This is a genomic window from Candidatus Protofrankia datiscae (genome assembly GCF_000177615.2).
Lineage (GTDB): Bacteria > Actinomycetota > Actinomycetes > Frankiales > Frankiaceae > Protofrankia > Protofrankia coriariae.
Map to the genome: position 1 here is coordinate 4328669 of NC_015656.1, position 17048 is coordinate 4345716.

Genomic DNA, 17048 nt, shown 5'->3' on the forward strand with positions numbered 1-17048 from the left:
CCGTGGTCCCCGGCCTGGTTCTACCGGCTCACCTGCTGTGTTGCGTTGTACGTTCCGATGTTGCGTTTCAGGACTTTGTCGCCCACGTGTCGCGGCTCAGTCCGGCGGGTCCCCGAGCAGCGCGTCGACGAACGCCTCCGGCTCGAAGGGCGCGAGGTCGTCCGGACCCTCCCCCAGGCCGATCAGCTTCACGGGGACACCGAGCTCCCGCTGTACGGCGATCACGATGCCGCCCTTGGCGGTGCCGTCGAGCTTGGTCAGCACGACCCCGGTGATGTCCACCGCCTGAGTGAAGACCCTGGCCTGCTCGACCGCGTTCTGGCCGGTGGTCGCGTCCAGCACCAGCAGCACCTCGTCGACGGGGCCGAGCTTGGCGACCACCTTCTTGATCTTGGAGAGCTCGTCCATCAGGCCGGTCTTGGTGTGCAGACGGCCCGCGGTGTCGATCACCACCGTGTCGACGCCGTCGCTGATCCCCCGCTTGGCCGCCTCGAAGGCCACCGACGCCGGATCGCCGCCCTCGCTGCCGCGCACCGTGTACGCCCCGACCCGGCTGCCCCAGGTCTCCAGCTGGTCGGCGGCGGCGGCCCGGAAGGTGTCCGCCGCGCCCAGCACGACCCGCCGGCCATCCGCCACGAGAAGACGGGCGATCTTTCCGCAGGTCGTGGTCTTGCCGGTGCCGTTCACCCCGACGACGAGGATGTTCGCCGGCCGGCCCTGCGCGAACGCCTGAACCGTGCGGTCGGTGCTGGTGCCGATCTGGGCAAGCAGCTCGTCGCGCAGCAGGACGTGGACGTCCGCGGGCCGGCGCGCGCCGAGGACCTTCACCTTCGTCCGCAACGACGCGACCAGCTCCTCGGTGGGCGTGACGCCGACGTCCGCGACCAGCAGGGTCGTCTCGACGTCCTCCCAGACCTCCTCGTCGAGGTTGTCCCCGGACAGCAACAGCAGCAGGCCACGGCCCAGGCTGCTCTGGGAGCGGGCCAGACGCGCGCGCAGCCGCACCAGCCGGCCCGCGGCCGGGGCCGGCACCTCCAGCTCCGGTACCTTCTCCAGCTCCAGCTCGTACAGCCCGGTCTCGGCCCCGGTCGGGGGCGCGGGAATATCAAGGTCGGCCGGGAGATCGACCGTGTCGACCGTCCGGCGGGGGGAGTCCCGCGGCACCTCGGCGTCGTCACCCACCCCGGGCGGGTAGTCCGTCCCTGGCTGCGGCCGGTCGGGGGCGTGGCCGGGGGCTGCGGTGCCCGCCCGCCCGCGGCGGCGGGTGCCCACCACCAGGCCAGCGGCCGTGACGACGGCGAACACGACGATCGCGATAATGATGAGGACGTACTCCACGCCTTCGATCCTGGCAGACCAGGCGTGCTGTGCTCAGGCCGAGGCTCAGGCGGAGGCGCGCTCGCGCAACCGCTGGCTGATCACCGTGGTGACCCCGTCACCACGCATCGCCACTCCGTAGAGCGCGTCAGCGATCTCCATCGTGCGCTTCTGGTGGGTGATGACAATCAACTGGGATTTCTCCCGCAGCCCCTCCAGCGCCTCCAGCAGGCGGCCGAGGTTGCGGTCGTCGAGAGCCGCCTCGACCTCGTCGAGGACGTAGAACGGCGACGGGCGGGCCCGGAAGATCGCCAGCAGCAGCGCAATCGCCGTCAGCGACCGCTCTCCACCGGACAGCAGCGACAGCCGCTTGACCTTCTTGCCCGGCGGCCGGGCCTCCACCTCGATACCCGTCGTGAGCATGTCGTCGGGGTCGGTCAGGACGAGCCGGCCCTCACCGCCGGGGAAGAGAGTCGCGAAGACCGTCTCGAACTCCCGCGCGGTGTCCGCGAACGCCGCCCGGAAGACCTCCCGCACCCGCTCGTCGACCTCCGCGACGACCAGCAGCAGGTCACGACGGGTGTTCTTGATGTCGTCGAGCTGGGTGGAGAGGAACGCCGCACGCTCCTGCAGCGCCTCGAACTCCTCCAGCGCCAACGGGTTGACCTTGCCCAGACGGTTCAGCTGCTTCTCCGCGGCGGCCGCCCGCGCCGCCTGCTCGGCCCGGTCGAACGGGACGGGCTCACCGTCGGGGGTGTCCGGCGGCACCGGGACGTCCGGCCCGTACTCGGCGACCAGGTCGTCGGCGGCTATCCCGTGCTCGTCCATCGCCTTGGTCTCCAACGTCTCGACCCGCAGGCGCTTCTCGGCGCGGGCGAGCTCGTCGCGATGGACGTCGTCGCGCAGCGCGGCGAGTTCGGTGGCAAGCGTGCGGACCTGCTCACGGACGCCGGTCAGGTCGGACTCGGTCTGCCGGCGCAGCGCCTCGACGCGCTGGCGTTCGGTGTCGGCGGCGACGAGAGAGCGTTCCAGGGCGGTCAGGGCGGTGTCGGCGGCGTCGGCGGCCGCCGCGGCCACCGCTGCCTGGCGTTCCCGGACCTCCCGGCGGCGCGCCGCGGCCATCCGCGCGGCACGTTCGTTCGCGGCGGAACGCACCAGCGCGTCCGCGCGGCCGGCCAGCGCCCGCGCCCGCTCCTCGCTGGTGCGCACGGCGAGCCGGGCCTCGACCTCCTCGGCGCGCACGGCCGAGGTCGCCGCGACCAGCCGGTCGCGTTCGGCTGACGAGCGTTCGCCGCTCTCTGGTTCGTCCGAGGCCGCGGCCAGCGCCGCCTCCAGCTCCGCCAGCGCGCCATATGCCTGGTCACGGGCTGTCTCGGCCTGGGCGCGGGCCCGTTCGAGCCGTTCGATCTCGGCCGCGCCGGAGCGGTTCGCCCGCTCCAGCTGGGAGAGCTGCTCGGAGAGCGCGCGGTGCCGGGCGTCGGCGCCGTGCAGCGCCGCGAGCGCCTCGTCGATCCCGCCGCGGGCCCGGGTGACCTCCTCCCCGGCGGCGGCGACCGCTCCCCTGGCGTGTTCGCCGCGGCCGGCCGCGGCGAACATCTGGCTCTCCGCTTCCTCGGCGGCGGCCTGCAGCTCCAGCAGGGACGGTGCCCGGGCGCTGCCGCCGGTGGCCAGCGCCGGCCCGATCACGTCACCGGCCCGGGTGACCGCCCGGATGTCGGGATGTGCCCGGACCACCTCCACCGCGGCGGCGAGGTCGTCGACCACCAGGGTGGCGGCGAGCATCCGCGCGACAGCCGCGGCATAGCGCGGGTCACCGACCCGCACGAGATCGGCCGCGGGTACGCCACCGCCGCGGGCCTGTGGCGACAGGGCCCGCGCCGGGTCGGCCGCGCTGTCGGCCGCGGCGCCCGGCGCCGCGCCCTCGGCGGCGACGACCAGGGACGCCCGGCCGGCGTCGACCGCCCGCAGCCACTCGAACGCGGCGGTGACGTCGTCGGTGCCGGCGACGGCGACGGCGTCGGCGGCCGGGCCCAGCACGGTCGCGACGGCCACCTCCGCCCCCGGCTCGACCGACAGCCATCCGGTGAGCCGGCCGAGGATGCCGGTGGGCGGTTCGACACGAACCTCGACGTCCGCGACCTCCGCGGCGTCGGCGGCGACCCTGTCCTGCCCGCCGGCGGCCTCCCGGCCGGCCTTCCCCTTTTTCCCTTTGGGCTCTTTGCCCCTGTTTCCCCTGCCGGCAGGTCCGCCGGCTCCGCTACCCGCGCCGGTCTGGCCGGCGGGCGGGGGCGTCCAGCTGTCGGCGGCGGCGTCCAGCAGTGCCGCGGCACCGTCGCGCGGGGTCAGCGACAGGGTCAGCGCCTCCCGGCGAGCCTGCCAGGACGCCCGGTCGCGTTCGGCGGAACGCTCCTGCGCGCGCAGTTCCTCCAACCGGTCGGTGGCGGTGGTGTGCACCGCCACCGCCTCGTCGTGGCGCGCGGTGAGCTCGCCGCGGGTGGTCCGGATCCGGGCGAGCTCCGACTCGAGCGCGATCCGCTGGTCGCTGGTCTCCCCGCCGCGCAGCCGGGCCGCATCCACCGCCTCGGACATCCGGACGATCTCCGTCTCGGCGCTGGCGGCCCGGGATCTCGCAGCCTCGACCCGGCCGGCCAACCGGGCGAGGTTCTCCCGCCGGCTCGACGCCTCCCGCGCGGCCGCTACCAGCGCCTTCTCCTCCTGGGCGAGCGCGGCTTCGAGCCGCGCCCGGCGGGTGACGACCTCCTCGAGGCTGTCGCGGTCGGCGTCCAGCCGGGTCAGCAGCGCGTTCTCCTGCTCCCGGACCGCGGCGGCCTCCTGCTCCATCTGCTCGGGGTCACGGCCGCTGCGCTGCTCCTCGGCACCGGCCCGCAGCAGCCGGGCCCGCTCGGCGGCCAGCGACCGGGTGCCCCGGATGCGTTCCCGCAGGGATACCAGGGCGTGCCAGACCTCGCCCGCGGCAGCGGCCCGCGGAGTCACCGCGGCCAGCGCCGCCTCCAGCTCCTGCTCGCGCCGCTGCCCCTCGGTGTGGGTACGGCCCACCGTGGCGAGACGGGCTCGCAGCGCCTCCTCGTCCCGGATGTCGGTTGCCAGGTCGCCACGGGCCGTGACGATGTCGTCGGCGAGTAGCCGCAGCCGGGAGTCACGCAGCGTCGCCTGGATGACGCCCGCCTTACGGGCGATCTCCGCCTGCCGGCCGAGCGGGCCGAGCTGACGGCGCAGTTCGGCGGACAGGTCGGTGAGCCTGGTGAGGTTGGCGGCCATCGCCTCCAGCTTGCGCAGCGCCTTCTCCTTGCGCTTGCGGTGCTTGAGCACGCCGGCCGCCTCCTCGACGAAGGCACGGCGGTCCTCCGGGCGGGCGTGCAGGACCGCGTCGAGCTGCCCCTGCCCGACGATGACGTGCAGTTCGCGGCCGATCCCGGAGTCACTCATGAGCTCCTGGATGTCCAGGAGCCGGCAGGTGCTGCCGTTGATCGTGTATTCGCTCTCGCCGCTGCGGAACATCAGCCGGCCGACGGTGACCTCGCTGTAGTCGATCGGCAGGGCGCCGTCGGTGTTGTCGATGGTCAGCAGCACCTCGGCGCGGCCCAGCGGCGGCCGCGACGGGGTACCCGCGAAGATGACGTCGGACATGGTGCCGCCGCGCAGCGCCTTGGCCCCCTGCTCGCCGAGGACCCAGGCCATGGCGTCGACGACGTTGCTCTTGCCGGAGCCGTTCGGCCCGACCACGCAGGTGATACCGGGCTCAAGGTGCAGAGTCGTCGAACTCGCGAACGACTTGAAACCCCGCAGGGTGAGGCTTTTGAGGTGCACCGGTCTCCGACAGCTGTCGCAGGGAACGGGCCGCGGACAGTTGGCCGCACAGTGTCACCGACGGTCGGGCCCGCCATGCGTGCGTAGGCCCGTCTCTGCCGCCATGCCCGAGGGGACGATCGGGTACTCACGATACTGCGGTGTCCGGTGGCGAACCGGGGCCGGGTGCGGCGGCCTGACAGGGACCGGCGGAGACCGAGACAGGCGGGCACCGGAAGATGAATCGTATCACCGACAGAAATCGACGGAGCTCGCTACGTCACAGGCATGGCGGGAAACCTCGACGGGAGGTTTCATGAATGCCGCCGACAACACAAAGGGACGTTCCCCATGAAGAGAAACGTCCCTTGGGTCCCGCTGCGGGTCCAGGAGGATCAGGTCAGCGCGGGCTCTGCCTCGAACGCTCGGAGTTCATCCGAGACATCGACCCCTTCAAGAGCATCATTGAGAGCGCGGCTACGCGCGAGCTCGTCCTCCAGTTCTGCTACACGCGCACGAAGTCGGCGTACCTCATACGACAAACGAACGTCGTTGCCAGAGCCGACGTGGCCGAAAAGGGCCTTCGCCATGATAGTGGTCCTCCACGATGAGTGACCGAGCGGGTGCGGGATGCGCTGCGACCTGGCCAACCGGCTCAGGCAGGCCACACGACGCGCCAGACAATGAATCGAGGATGGCACGTCTTGCGACCGAAAGTCAAGACGATGCCATACCCCACTCGCCGACTACGGCGTTTTGTCGAGATGGGGACACCCGGGCCTGTCGGAGTGTCCGTCGGCACGACGGACACTCATGTCACCGGGTTGTCATGCCACCCACACCGACACGGCCGGTCAGCCGGCCGATACGCGCCGGGACCGTTACCAACCCGGTACACACGAGCCCGCTGGCATCCCACCGCGACCCACCCGCACACCGGTCCGGACCGGACCGGACCGGACCGGACCGGACCGGACCGGACCGGACCGGACCGGACCGGACGATTGATGCCGGACCGGACGATTGGGAGTGTCAACAAACGCGTCACTTACGAACAAAATTCAGCAGGTCACCGCTGGGCGGCGACCAGGAGTACGTCACCTGCGTCGTCCGGCCGGGCGTGTGTCCCGCCCGCAACATTTCCAGCAGAGTCTGGCAGTCCGCGCGCGGACCCTCGACGATCACCTCGACCCGGCCGTCCGCGAGGTTGGTCGCGGAACCCACCAGGCCGAGCCGACGCCCCCTCGATCGAACATACGCACGAAAACCAACACCCTGTACGGTCCCCGACACCCATGCCGTGAGCCGAACCGGTGGCTCCCCGGACGCGGAGTCACCGGAAACAGCGGAATCGGCGGGGCCGCCGTGCGGGCAGGCGGGAACGTCACGCATGAAGCCGGTAGGATACCGGATCACTGTGGACACGACACATTCCCCCCGCTTCCGTCAGCCTCGGTCGCGCCGGTACCGCCGCGGCCGGGTCGCGCTGACGACGGTGTGCGCCATCGTCATCCCGTCGACGCTGCTCCTCGGCGGCTGCGGCCAGAACTTCGAGCAGGACGGCGGCGTGCTGCCGGTGCCGAAAGCCAGCACCGAAGGCCTGCGCAGCGCGATACCGGAGCCTGAGCCCGCCGCAGCCGAGATCATCGGGCCCGGCTACGCCCCGCCCCGAACGTCAGGCCCTACCCAGACAGCGGTCCCCAACATCCCCGGTGGCAAATACTGATCCGGTACCGATCTGGTACTGATCCGACAACAGGTCAGGTGCCGATCCGACGGCAGCCACCGACGCACCGGCCCCACCTGGACCGACACGCCCGCGGCTGACGCGCCCGACCTCCCCTGGCTGGTCACAGCTGCTTGCGGTGGGGCCTGCTGGCGAGGCGGCTGCCGGCGCCGATATCGGCTCGCTGCCCGGCCTGAAAGCCGGCCAGCCCGCCCGACCCGGACAGGTTGCGCGACCGCGTCGTGCGCAGCCGCGGATAGACCTCGCCGACGTGCCGGTCGACCCTCGCCGACCGGTCGGCGAGGACGAGATCGACCGATCGACCGCCGGCATGCCCGGACCGGTGACGTTCCCTGGCCCCGGACTCGGCCGCGGTGAGCCGGCTCTGAACGGCGGCGGCGAACCCGGCCATCCAGGATCGGCGGAACGCGCGGACGTCCTCCGCGGGCGGCACCCGAACCAGCGCGAGGGCGTGCGCCTGCTGGACCAGCAGGGACGTGTAGAGGATCTGGGTCCGTTCCAGATCGGCCGCCATCCCGAACAGGTGCGCCGCGTGCGCGATCGCGCCGCCCAGCGGGTTCGTCCGGTGGATCAGCCGGCAGCCGAGCGGGCCGGCGATGGCGGCCAACAGGGTAATCTTGTCCCGGGCATAGGGATGGTCGACGCCCAGCACGACGTCCCCGGCCGTCGCTGTGGTGGGCGCTGTCTCCTCCAGCAGCGCCCGGTCGATGCCGTACTGGGCGATGAGGTCCGCGGCCTTGTCGTTGTAGGACTCCCGAGCCTGTTCGGGCAGGCCCTCGGCCTCGGCCATCGCCAGCAGCTTGCGGATCTTTCCCAGGGCGGCGTCCGCGTCCATGACGGTTGTCGCGCTCCTCCCACTACCAGCTGCCGACAGCCGCCTACCAGTGCGCCTTTCGCGGGCGTGGCTGGCAGCGCGGACAGGTGAAACTGGACCGGTTCATGAAGGCGTCCCGGCGGATCGGGGTTTCGCACCGCGTGCAGGGCAGGCCCGCCCGCCCGTAGACCGCGAGCGAACGGTCGAACAACCCGCTCTCACCGTTGACCGACACGTAGAGCGCGTCGAAAGAGGTGCCACCGGCATGTAGGGCCTCGAGCAGCACCTCGCGCACCGACTGAAGTAACCGGTTGAGTTCGCCGCGGGTCAACGTCCCGGTCGGACGCGCGTAGTGCAGACCCGCTCGCCACAGTGATTCGTCCGCATAGATGTTACCAATCCCGCTGACGAGGGTCTGGTCGAGCAACGCCCGTTTGATCCCGGTCCGGCGGCGGCGCACGGCCGCGACGAAGCCGGCGTCGGAGAAGCCCGGGTCGAGGGGGTCCCGGGCGATGTGCGCGATCGGCGCGGGCACGCCCGCGTCTGCCGGGACGACCGCCAGTCCCCCGAAGGTGCGCTGGTCGACGAACCGCAGCTCCCGGCCGGCGTCGGAGAAGGTGAAACGCACCCGCAGGTGCGTCTCGTCGGGCTTCTCCGTGGCGACCACCAGGAGCTGGCCGCTCATCCCGAGATGGCCCAGCAGCGCAGCCCCGCTGTCGAGGGCGAGCCACAGGTACTTGCCCCGGCGGCAGGCGGCCTCGATCGTGCGGCCGGTGAGCACCGCGGCGAAGTCGGCGGCGCCGGCGGCATGCCGCCGGACCGCCCGGGGATGGGCGACCGCCACCGTGGCGATCGTCCTGCCGGGCAGCGTCCGCTCAAGGCCGCGGCGGACCACCTCGACTTCGGGCAGCTCAGGCATCGGGCATTCGGGGATCAGCTGTTCGGGGATCAGGGCGCTCAGGCATCGGACTCGGGCATCAGAAGGACGTCGGACAACGTGGGTGGCGGTCAGCCGTTGCCCGTGCCCACGGCCGCCTCGGAATGGCCATGGGTGGTCTCTGCCACAGAGTCAGCGGTGGCGCCGACGGCATCGGATACCGCCTGGCCGGGAGCTTCCGCCTCGTCCTCCAGCGCCTGGAACGCGGCGGCTGCGGCCCGCTGCTCAGCCTCCTTCTTGCTGCCCCCGTCGCCGTGACCGAGCACCCGGCCGGCCACCACGGCCCGGGCGGTGAACCGTTTGGCGTGGTCCGGCCCGAACTCGTCCACCTCGTACTCGGGGGGGCCGAGCAGCAGGCTGGCGGTGCGCTCCTGCAACGACGTCTTCCAGTCCAGCCCGGCGCCCCGGCCGGCGGCGACGTCGAGCAACGGGTCGAACAGCCGGTGGACGAACTCGGAGGCGCTCCCCAGACCGGACGACAGGTAGACCGCGCCGATCAGCGCCTCCAGGGTGTCCGCGAGGATGCTGGCCTTGTCCCGCCCGCCGGTGGTCTCCTCGCCGCGGCCGAGCAGCAGGTAGGGGCCGATGCCCTTCTCCCCCAGCGTGCGGGCGACCTCGGCCAGGGCCCGCATGTTGACCACGGACGCGCGCTGCTTGGCCAACTGCCCCTCGGGCAGGTCGGGATGACGGTTGAACAGGGCGTCGGTGACGACCAGGCTGAGCACCGAGTCCCCGAGGAACTCCAGCCTCTCGTTGGTCGGCAGGCCACCCTGCTCGTAGGCGTACGAGCGGTGCGTGAGCGCCAGCTCCAGCAGGTCGACGTCGACGGGCACGCCGAGCGCGGCCCGCAGGCCGTCCCGGGGCACCGGCGGAGGCAGGCCGCGGGTCATGACGGCAACCCGGCTCGGCTGCGACGGCGGGTGACGAGACCGGCCAGGGCCGCCCGTTGGCGCGGCACCCATCCGGAGCGGTCCGCGACGGATGCCTGCGCGACTGCCCGCGCGATCGCTTCCGCGACGCCTGAACCGGCCGCACCGGAACCAGGCCCGCCGCCCGCGACGATCACGATCCCGTCGACGCCAACCACGAATGCTCCCTCCTGCGGATACCACCCCGACAGCGCCGGTGGTGGCTGGTCGACAGACTCCGCCACCGCCCGCAACCACGAGACCACAACAGCCCCGGTCGAACCGTCGCAGACCACGACGTCGACCTGCCCGCCGGCCGCCACCGTGGTGGCGTCGACAGCGCCGACGACGTCGAGCTCCAGCCCGGCGAGGAAGTCACCGAACTCGCCAGACCCGTCGGGCGCGCTGACGTCCAGGCCCCCGGCATACGGTCCATCGGCGCCTGGCCGACCGGTACCCGGTCCACCGGCGCCAAAGCGTGCTCCGGGGCGACGGACTGGCCCCGCCACCAGCCGGCCGACCCTGGGACGTGCCACGCCCAGACAGGCCGTCGCGTAGGCCGCGCCGACGATCGCATGCTGGACGAGCTGGTCTGCCCCGGTACCGCTGCCGGGGGCCGCGCCCGCGTCCAGCAGGACCGTCGGGCGCGACCGGGAGCCGAGCAGCACGGCGAGAGCCGGCCGGGTCGCCCCCGGCACCGGCCCAAGAGTGAACGAGGCGGCGGCCACGAGCGCTTCGGGCGGACCGGCGGAGACGACCGCGTCCGCCACACCATCTCTGATCAGCCGGGTCGCGACACGGACCGTGGCATCCCGCCTCGAGCGGACCTCACGGGCCGCGTCCTGGCCAGGACCGATCAGATGGGGCGCTTCGGCCAGCCGTAACCGGCCACCGACGGTGAGCCCGCGCTCGGCCGACAGCCGTTCAGCAACCGCGGACGGACCGACGACGCTGACCACCAGCGACTCGTCGGCGTCCAGCGCGCTGCCGATGCCGTCGACGACCGCATCCGGCGCGCCGTCACCACCCAGCAGATCGACCGCGACGTGTGTCACATCAACTTAGACGTCGAGGACCTGTCGATCGTTGTAACGACCGCACGTCGGGCAGACCGTGTGCGGACGGGTCACGTGGCCGCGGGGGCACTTCGTGAGGGCCGGGGCCTGCGTCTTCCACTGTGCCCGCCGGGAACGGGTGTTGCTGCGCGAGGTCCGGCGCTTCGGGACGGCCACTAGTCCTTCTCCTTGCTCTCTGCGTTGGTGTTGCTCGCTGTGTTGGTGTTCTCGTTCGGTGACAGGTTCTCGATCAGTGACGGCAGCGCCGCCCACCGGGGATCGGCACGGGCGTGCGCATGGTCGACGTCGGGGTCGTCCAGCCGGCCCCCGCAGTCGGCGCACAGGCCGGCGCAGTCCGGCCGGCAGCAGGGGGACAGCGGCAGGCTGAGCACCAGCGCGTCGCGCAGCGCCGGCTCGAGATCGAGATGGTCGTTCACGACCTGGAAGGAGTCGTCCTCGGGGTCGTCGGGGGCCCGGTCCGGGTAGTAGAACAGCTCGCGGATGTCGACCGTGGCGTCGTCCTCGATCGGGTCGAGGCAGCGCGCGCACTCACCGGTCAGCGGTGTGAACGCCGTGCCGCTGACCAGCACGCCCTCCATCACGGCTTCCAGGCGCAGATCCAGGTCGATGGGCGCGCCCGACAGGACGTGGAGCATCTCGGTGCCCAGCTCCGCCGGCGCGGGCACCTGCGTCACGACACGCTTCATCGAACCCGCTCGGCGGCCCAGCTCACGGATGTCGAGCACGAGCGGACCCCGAGGGGCCCGGCGGCGGAATGACGGCGCAGTCATGGAGGAGGTGCCTGTCGTTGCCACGGAGTACCGGATTCACAACTCTCGGGTGTCGCAGATGGCCGACCGCGTGACGATAACGCGGTCATGATCTGTGGCTCGTCGGTCGGTGGGTTCGGCGCCCGGGAATCCAGGCACCGGAGACCACCCTATCCGATCGTCTCGCCAAATCCGCTCACCGTCACCTCGGGACGGGCCGGGGGACCGACCGCGGCACGCCCGCCGGCCTCGGGTCTCCAGCCAGCGGACGGTCCCCGACCGCCACATCAATGACCGGGACCGGCGCGCCCAGGCATCCGGACGACCCGCGCCCGTCGTCCGCCCCCGCGTCACGAACCATCGCAATGGCCGCCTCAGGGAGACATATGGAGATCCGCAGTAAGCGGTAGGCCATGGCCGGTGGTGGACCACGGTCATACGCCCTGACTCACCGCGAGTGATACCAGCCATTCACGGTAGGGGTTGCTCGGTCCAGACGGTCTTGCCGGTGGAGGTATGACGAACGCCCCAGCTCTGACAGAGCTGGGCGACGAGGAACAGGCCCCGCCCGCCCTCGTCGCAGCCACGGACCCGGCGCGGACGGGGAGAGCCGCAGCCGCCGTCGGAGACCTCACAGATGAGGACGCGCCCCCGGACCAGGCGCAACGTGATGGGAGCGGCACCGTGGCAGATCGCGTTGGTGACCAGCTCGCTGACCAGCAGTTCGGTGGTGAACACCGCTTCTTCCAATCCCCATGCGCACAACTGCCGGGAAACCCCGGCACGGACCGCGGCGACAACGGCGGGGTCGAGGGGCAGCACCCAGGTGGCGAGTTGCTCCACGGTCGGGGCGTGGGGGTGGGGGGTCACCGGCGTGGCATAGGCCGCATCCATGGTCGCCTGACCCGACAGCCGCCGCCGGAACAACCGTGGGCACACGTTCCGATTCGGAATGATCGTTCTGCTACTGGCATTCGCGGATCACATCACACCTTGGTCAGGACCATCCACGGGATCGATTCCGTGCCGAGGATACGTAGTACGTATGCCTGACGGGTACTACAACGGATCTCCAGCCGTCCGCCCGGCGGCATTCCGGCCGCCAGCCTGATGATCGCCCCGGCGCCATGGGCGTCCAGGAAGGAAAGATCTGTCAGGTCCAGGAGCAGGCGGTTCCCGAACCGGGCGAACGCCTGCTCAAGGCCATCGATGAACCGCTCGCGGGTAGATAGATCAACTTCTCCGGCCAGTCTCAGGCCGGAGTCGGTATACGCAATATCCAGGGATCCAATACCTTCGAGCACCGTCATGGGGTGGACGCCGTCCATGCGGTCCAGCAGTTCCCTGCTGAAACGCTTCCGGTCGTAGCAGCAGATCACACTGCACCGCGGATCGGTGAACAAGACCTTGAGCTCATGTTCATAGGTGACGAGCTGGTCGAGATCCATGTCAGGATCCAGCGCCCAGGCCATGTCGGCGCAGGCTCGGAATCCCGGGTACTCCTGCCGGTACGACAGCTCGATCTGCTCCCGGTACCGCTGGATCTGGCCCTCGACGGAGAACCGGCCAGGCGGCAGATACATCGCTTCGGTGCTCTCGATGTTCAGTTGGCCGCGCTCCCATGCCGGCTCCACCGGCGGACCACAGGAGTCCAGCCGAGCGAAGATCTCGCCTTTCGAGAGGTCGGGGTCGGCGACGACCAGCACCTTCTCACCTTTGGCGAGCCCCCACTGACTGTAGGCGGCCAGCACGCTCCAGCACGCGTCGTCGTCGACGAAGCTCAGGCATGCGTGATCGCCAAGCCCTATCCGTCCTACGGATACGGCCCGGCGCGAACCAGCATCAACACCCTGCGTAGACACCCCACGTACAGCTATGACGTCAACTGGTTTAAGGATTCACGGTCCGATGACGCTTGTCAAAATGGGCCCGGGGCCACGCGGGCGCGGCCCCGGGCGGCGCTTCAGCGGGCGAGACGTTCGCGCAACTGTTTGAGCACCACGTCGGGGACCAGCCCGGACACGTCCCCACCGTAGGTGGCGACCTCCTTGACCAGGCTGGACGACAGAAACGCATACTGTGGATTTGTACTCATAAAGAGGGTTTCTACACCCGCGAGCGAATGGTTCATCTGCGCCATCTGCAACTCGTAGTCGAAGTCGCTGACCGCGCGCAGGCCCTTGACGATGGCCTGAATGCCGCGGGCCCGGCAGAAGTCGACGAGCAGACCGTGGGACGACTCGACCACCACGTTGGAATGGTCCCGGGTCACCTCACGTATCAGCTCTATCCGCTCCTCCACGGTGAAAAGATTGGCCTTGTTCTTGTTGATGAGCACGGCTACGACGACCTCGTCGAAGAGCCGACTGGCGCGGACGATGATATCCAGATGACCATTGGTGATCGGGTCGAACGAACCTGGACAGGCAGCCCTTCTCATGATCCGGAACCGTACCAGAGCACCCCCTCACCATACGCGCGATTGCGAATAGTAATGATCCCGTCCGGCCAGACCGGCGGGCCGCCGCGGCGCGAGCGCTCCACGACACACACCCCGTCCGGCTGCAGCCAGGCACCAGCGATCAGCCCGGCGAGCACGCTGGTCAACGCACTGTCCGACAGCGCGTACGGAGGATCCAGGAACACCACGTCGAACGCGCGCTCCGGCATGATTTCCACCACACGTTGGACGGACCGGAAAAGGATCTCCACACCGGTGAACCCGAGCGCCGCCGCATTCGCGCGCAGGGTGCGGACCGCCGCCGCCGACCGGTCGACGAACAGGACGTGGGACGCCCCGCGCGACAACGCCTCGAGCCCGACCGCCCCACTGCCGGCGTAGAGATCGGCGAACCGCGCGCCGCGCAGCTCGACCAGTGAGGCGAGCGTGTTGAACAGCCCCTCCCGCGCCCGGTCGGAAGTCGGACGGGTCCCGCCCCCCGGTGGCACCCGAATAGGGCACCCACGCGCAATCCCACCGATGATCCTGGCCATTTCCCGTCTTCGTCTCGTCGTTTTCTTTGTTTTTCTTCGGATTTCTGGTGGCTGTGCGCGCCGGTCATCCCTTTTCCAGATAGGCGGCGGCGGTCTCGTCGAGGGTGGCGGCGAGCGCCGCGGCCAGGACCGGATGCGCCGACAGCTGCGGGTCGGCGTCGACGAGAACGCTCGCCTCGCCCCGCGCGCAGCGGATCAGCTCCTCGTCCCTGAGCAGTTCCAGCAGGCGCAGGGAACGCCGGCCGCCGGACTGGGCCGCCCCCAGCACGTCGCCCTCGCGTCGCTGCGCAAGGTCGAGACGGGCGAGCTCGGCCCCGTCGGAGGTGGCCGCCACCGCGGCCAGCCGCTCCCAGGCGGGCGAGCCCTCCTCCACGTCGGTATACAGCAGGCACCATCCGGGCGCGCTGCCGCGACCGACCCGGCCGCGCAGCTGGTGCAGCTGGGAGACACCGAAACGGTCGGCGTCCATCACGACCATCACGGTCGCGTTCGGCACGTCGACCCCGACCTCGATCACCGTGGTGGCCACGAGGACGTCCAGCTCCCCCGCGGCGAACCTGGTCATGGTCTCTTCCTTCTCGTCCGGGGGCAGCCGGCCGTGCAGTGCCTCGACCCGCAGCCCGGCGAGCTCGCCCGCCCGCAGCTCGGGCAGCACGTCGAGAACGCCCGCGCCCGGCCGGCGGGCAGCCGCCGACGCGTCCCGCGACGCGATGTCGTCCGGCCGCACCCCGTCCACCGGGCCGTCCGCCGGGCCGGCCACGTCGTCGGCCACGTCGTCGGCCACGTCGTCGGCCACGTCGTCGGCCACGTCGTCGGCCACGGGGCCGCCGGCCCCGGGGACGTCGTCGGCGTCGCTGGTGTCCCCACCGATGCGCGGGCAGACGACATAGGCCTGCCGGCCCGCGGCGACCTCGTCGCGGATCCGGCCCCACACCCGGTTGGCCCACTTCGGGGCCGTCGCGGGCACGACGAACGTGGAGATCGGCGAACGGCCGGCCGGCAGCTCGGTGAGCGTCGACACCTCCAGGTCGCCGAAGACGGTCATCGCGACCGTCCGCGGGATCGGGGTGGCGGTCATCACCAGCAGGTGCGGCGGCCGGTCGGACCGGGAGCGCAGCGCGTCCCGCTGCTCCACTCCGAAGCGGTGCTGCTCGTCGACGACCACGAGAGCGAGATCGCGAAACACCACCGACTCCTCGAGCAGGGCGTGCGTGCCGACGACGAGGCCCGCGCTGCCGTCCGCGACAGCGGTGAGCGCCTCCCGCCGCGCCTTCGCGCCCAGCGAGCCCGTCACCAGCACGGCCCGGGTGGCCTCGGCGGCGGCGTCGAGCTCCCCGGCCCGTCCCAGCGGGCCGAGCAGCGCGCGCAGGCTGCGCAGGTGCTGGGCCGCGAGCGTCTCGGTGGGCGCGAGCAGCACCGCCTGCCCGCCGGCGTCCACCGCGGCGAGCATCGCGCGCAGCGCCACCACCGTCTTGCCGGACCCGACCTCGCCCTGCAACAGCCGGTGCATCGGGAAGGACCGGGCGAGCTCCGCCGCGATCGTGTCGCCCACGGCGCGCTGCCCGGCGGTGAGCGGGAAGGGCAGGGACGCGTCGAAGGCCGCGAGCAGACCGTCGGGACGGGGATGCCGCGGCGTCGCCGCGATCTTCTCGACGTCGTGCCGGCGCTGTGCCAGCGCGACCTGCAGGACGAGTGCCTCGTCCCATTTCAGCCTGGTCCGGCCGCGGCCGACGTCCGCCCAGGACGACGGCTGGTGGACCAGCCGGTAGGCCTCCAGCCGGCTCACCAGCCGGTAGCGGGCGCGGACGGCGGCTGGCAGCGGGTCGTCGAGCTCGGTCAGCAGGTCCAGGACGATCCGCACGCACTTGGCGATCGCCCAGCTCGGGATCTTCGCCGCGGTCGGGTAGATGGGCAACAGGCCGCCCGCGAAACCCTCGACGTCCCCGACTGGGCCGTCCCCGCCGGTACCTGTGGGACCGGTACCTGTGGGACCGGTACCTGTGGGACCGGTACCCGGGGAGCCGCTACCGGCGGAAACTGTTCCGTTATGGGCCGTGCCCGCGTAAGCCGGGAGCTGCCCGCTCGCCGACTCGGTGATCCCGGGAAGCTCGACCTCCCCCGGGCCGTCGGAGAACCCCGGGATCGTGTCGTCGAGCAGCTGCACCTCGGGGTTGGTCATCTGCCGCCGCTGGTTGAACACCTCGACCTTCCCGGCGAACAGCGCGGTCACCCCCGGCCGCAGGTCCCGCGACCGCCACGGCTGGTTGAAGAACGTCAGGGCGAGGCTGTGCTGGCCGTCGCTGACAGTGACGATCAGCATCTCCCGCCCGCGTCCCCGCAGCGGGCGCCGCTTGGCGCTGGTGACCCGCGCCTGGATGGTGACCGCCTCACCGACGGTGAGGTCACCGAGATCGGTCAGTTCCCCCCGCTCCTGGTAGCGCCTTGGCAGATGGGCGAGCAGGTCACCGACCGTCTCCAACTCCAGGGCGCCGGCGAGCGCCGTGGCGGTCCGCGCACCCACCACGTCCCGCAGCCGTGTCTGCTGGTCGACCACACCAACGATCCTGCCCGACGGCACCGACAGCTTCGATCCGCCCCACGCGTTCGGCCCGCCCACGCGCTTTCGTGGGCGCTCCTTGCGGGCGTCTCACGGGCTGGCGGTGTCCGGTGGCGGCGCGGCGTGAGGTAGCCTCGGATGA

Annotated in this window: 15 protein-coding genes and 1 pseudogene; 1 reads left to right on the forward strand and 15 read right to left on the reverse strand. The window is 71.3% G+C overall.

All coding sequences use genetic code 11. From position 1 onward, the window contains the following. Positions 1-96 precede the first annotated feature (96 nt). From ftsY to FSYMDG_RS18145, 4 genes are all read right to left on the reverse strand, one after another. A complete protein-coding gene (gene ftsY / locus FSYMDG_RS18135) occupies positions 97-1338 on the reverse strand; it encodes a signal recognition particle-docking protein FtsY (protein ID WP_013874837.1) in 1242 nt (413 codons plus the stop codon). Positions 1339-1383: 45 nt separating this feature from the next. Beyond that, positions 1384-5145, reverse strand: coding sequence for an AAA family ATPase (locus FSYMDG_RS18140; RefSeq protein ID WP_013874838.1), 3762 nt, complete (start codon positions 5143-5145; stop codon positions 1384-1386). 374 nt (positions 5146-5519) lie between these two features. Beyond that, complete coding sequence (locus FSYMDG_RS29795) at positions 5520-5714, reverse strand: hypothetical protein (RefSeq protein WP_013874839.1); 195 nt, start codon at positions 5712-5714, stop codon at positions 5520-5522. A gap of 454 nt (positions 5715-6168) precedes the next feature. Continuing rightward, positions 6169-6516, reverse strand: a complete 348-nt coding sequence (locus FSYMDG_RS18145) for an acylphosphatase (protein WP_043607010.1) — start codon at positions 6514-6516, stop codon at positions 6169-6171. Here FSYMDG_RS18145 and FSYMDG_RS18150 point away from each other — a divergent pair. Continuing rightward, on the forward strand, positions 6515-6850 hold the full coding sequence (locus FSYMDG_RS18150; RefSeq protein WP_013874840.1) for a hypothetical protein: 336 nt from the start codon (positions 6515-6517) through the stop codon (positions 6848-6850). The genes FSYMDG_RS18145 and FSYMDG_RS18150 overlap by 2 nt on opposite strands. Positions 6851-6974: 124 nt before the next feature. Here the strand turns inward: FSYMDG_RS18150 and FSYMDG_RS18155 are convergent, their stop codons facing one another. The 11 genes and pseudogenes from FSYMDG_RS18155 to FSYMDG_RS18200 form a co-directional block, all read right to left on the reverse strand. After that, positions 6975-7706: a DUF2786 domain-containing protein gene (locus FSYMDG_RS18155; RefSeq protein ID WP_013874841.1), complete on the reverse strand. Its 732-nt coding sequence runs from the start codon at positions 7704-7706 to the stop codon at positions 6975-6977. A 43-nt stretch (positions 7707-7749) separates the two neighbouring features. Continuing rightward, positions 7750-8604, reverse strand: coding sequence for a bifunctional DNA-formamidopyrimidine glycosylase/DNA-(apurinic or apyrimidinic site) lyase (gene mutM, locus FSYMDG_RS18160; RefSeq protein ID WP_013874842.1), 855 nt, complete (start codon positions 8602-8604; stop codon positions 7750-7752). An 89-nt stretch (positions 8605-8693) separates the two neighbouring features. Continuing rightward, entirely contained in the window at positions 8694-9512 is an 819-nt protein-coding gene (rnc, locus tag FSYMDG_RS18165) for a ribonuclease III (protein ID WP_013874843.1), read from the reverse strand. Next, the gene (locus FSYMDG_RS18170) at positions 9509-10585 is read right to left on the reverse strand and encodes a fatty acid synthesis plsX protein (protein ID WP_013874844.1); all 1077 of its coding nucleotides are present in this window, start codon (positions 10583-10585) and stop codon (positions 9509-9511) included. The genes rnc and FSYMDG_RS18170 overlap by 4 nt, the downstream gene beginning before the upstream one ends. A 6-nt stretch (positions 10586-10591) precedes the next feature. Then, the gene (gene rpmF / locus FSYMDG_RS24845; RefSeq protein WP_013874845.1) at positions 10592-10762 is read right to left on the reverse strand and encodes a 50S ribosomal protein L32; all 171 of its coding nucleotides are present in this window, start codon (positions 10760-10762) and stop codon (positions 10592-10594) included. Next, on the reverse strand, positions 10762-11376 hold the full coding sequence (locus tag FSYMDG_RS18175; RefSeq protein ID WP_013874846.1) for a YceD family protein: 615 nt from the start codon (positions 11374-11376) through the stop codon (positions 10762-10764). Before FSYMDG_RS18175 ends, rpmF begins: the two co-directional genes overlap by 1 nt. Before the next feature lie 450 nt (positions 11377-11826). Beyond that, positions 11827-12192: pseudogene (locus tag FSYMDG_RS18180) on the reverse strand (ATP-binding protein); the annotation flags it as partial. Between the two features lie 149 nt (positions 12193-12341). Further along, positions 12342-13217, reverse strand: coding sequence for an MEDS domain-containing protein (locus tag FSYMDG_RS18185; protein WP_013874849.1), 876 nt, complete (start codon positions 13215-13217; stop codon positions 12342-12344). Between the two features lie 101 nt (positions 13218-13318). Further along, a complete protein-coding gene (coaD, locus tag FSYMDG_RS18190; RefSeq protein WP_013874850.1) occupies positions 13319-13795 on the reverse strand; it encodes a pantetheine-phosphate adenylyltransferase in 477 nt (158 codons plus the stop codon). Then, the gene (gene rsmD, locus FSYMDG_RS18195; RefSeq protein WP_013874851.1) at positions 13792-14349 is read right to left on the reverse strand and encodes a 16S rRNA (guanine(966)-N(2))-methyltransferase RsmD; all 558 of its coding nucleotides are present in this window, start codon (positions 14347-14349) and stop codon (positions 13792-13794) included. The genes coaD and rsmD overlap by 4 nt, the downstream gene beginning before the upstream one ends. A 64-nt stretch (positions 14350-14413) precedes the next feature. Then, positions 14414-16903 (reverse strand): ATP-dependent DNA helicase RecG, encoded by a 2490-nt coding sequence (locus FSYMDG_RS18200; protein WP_013874852.1) that lies wholly within the window; start codon positions 16901-16903, stop codon positions 14414-14416. Between the last annotated feature and the right edge of the window lie 145 nt (positions 16904-17048).

Excerpts from the sequence above, each read along its gene's own strand:
- FSYMDG_RS29795 (WP_013874839.1), bottom strand. The coding sequence starts at position 5,714 with ATGGCGAAGGCCCTTTTCGGCCACGTCGGCTCTGGCAACGACGTTCGT.
- FSYMDG_RS18150 (WP_013874840.1), top strand. The coding sequence starts at position 6,515 with ATGAAGCCGGTAGGATACCGGATCACTGTGGACACGACACATTCCCCC.
- FSYMDG_RS18145 (WP_043607010.1), bottom strand. The coding sequence starts at position 6,516 with ATGCGTGACGTTCCCGCCTGCCCGCACGGCGGCCCCGCCGATTCCGCT.
- FSYMDG_RS18155 (WP_013874841.1), bottom strand. The coding sequence starts at position 7,706 with ATGGACGCGGACGCCGCCCTGGGAAAGATCCGCAAGCTGCTGGCGATG.
- mutM (WP_013874842.1), bottom strand. The coding sequence starts at position 8,604 with ATGCCTGAGCTGCCCGAAGTCGAGGTGGTCCGCCGCGGCCTTGAGCGG.
- rnc (WP_013874843.1), bottom strand. The coding sequence starts at position 9,512 with ATGACCCGCGGCCTGCCTCCGCCGGTGCCCCGGGACGGCCTGCGGGCC.
- FSYMDG_RS18175 (WP_013874846.1), bottom strand. The coding sequence starts at position 11,376 with ATGACTGCGCCGTCATTCCGCCGCCGGGCCCCTCGGGGTCCGCTCGTG.
- coaD (WP_013874850.1), bottom strand. The coding sequence starts at position 13,795 with ATGAGAAGGGCTGCCTGTCCAGGTTCGTTCGACCCGATCACCAATGGT.
- rsmD (WP_013874851.1), bottom strand. The coding sequence starts at position 14,349 with ATGGCCAGGATCATCGGTGGGATTGCGCGTGGGTGCCCTATTCGGGTG.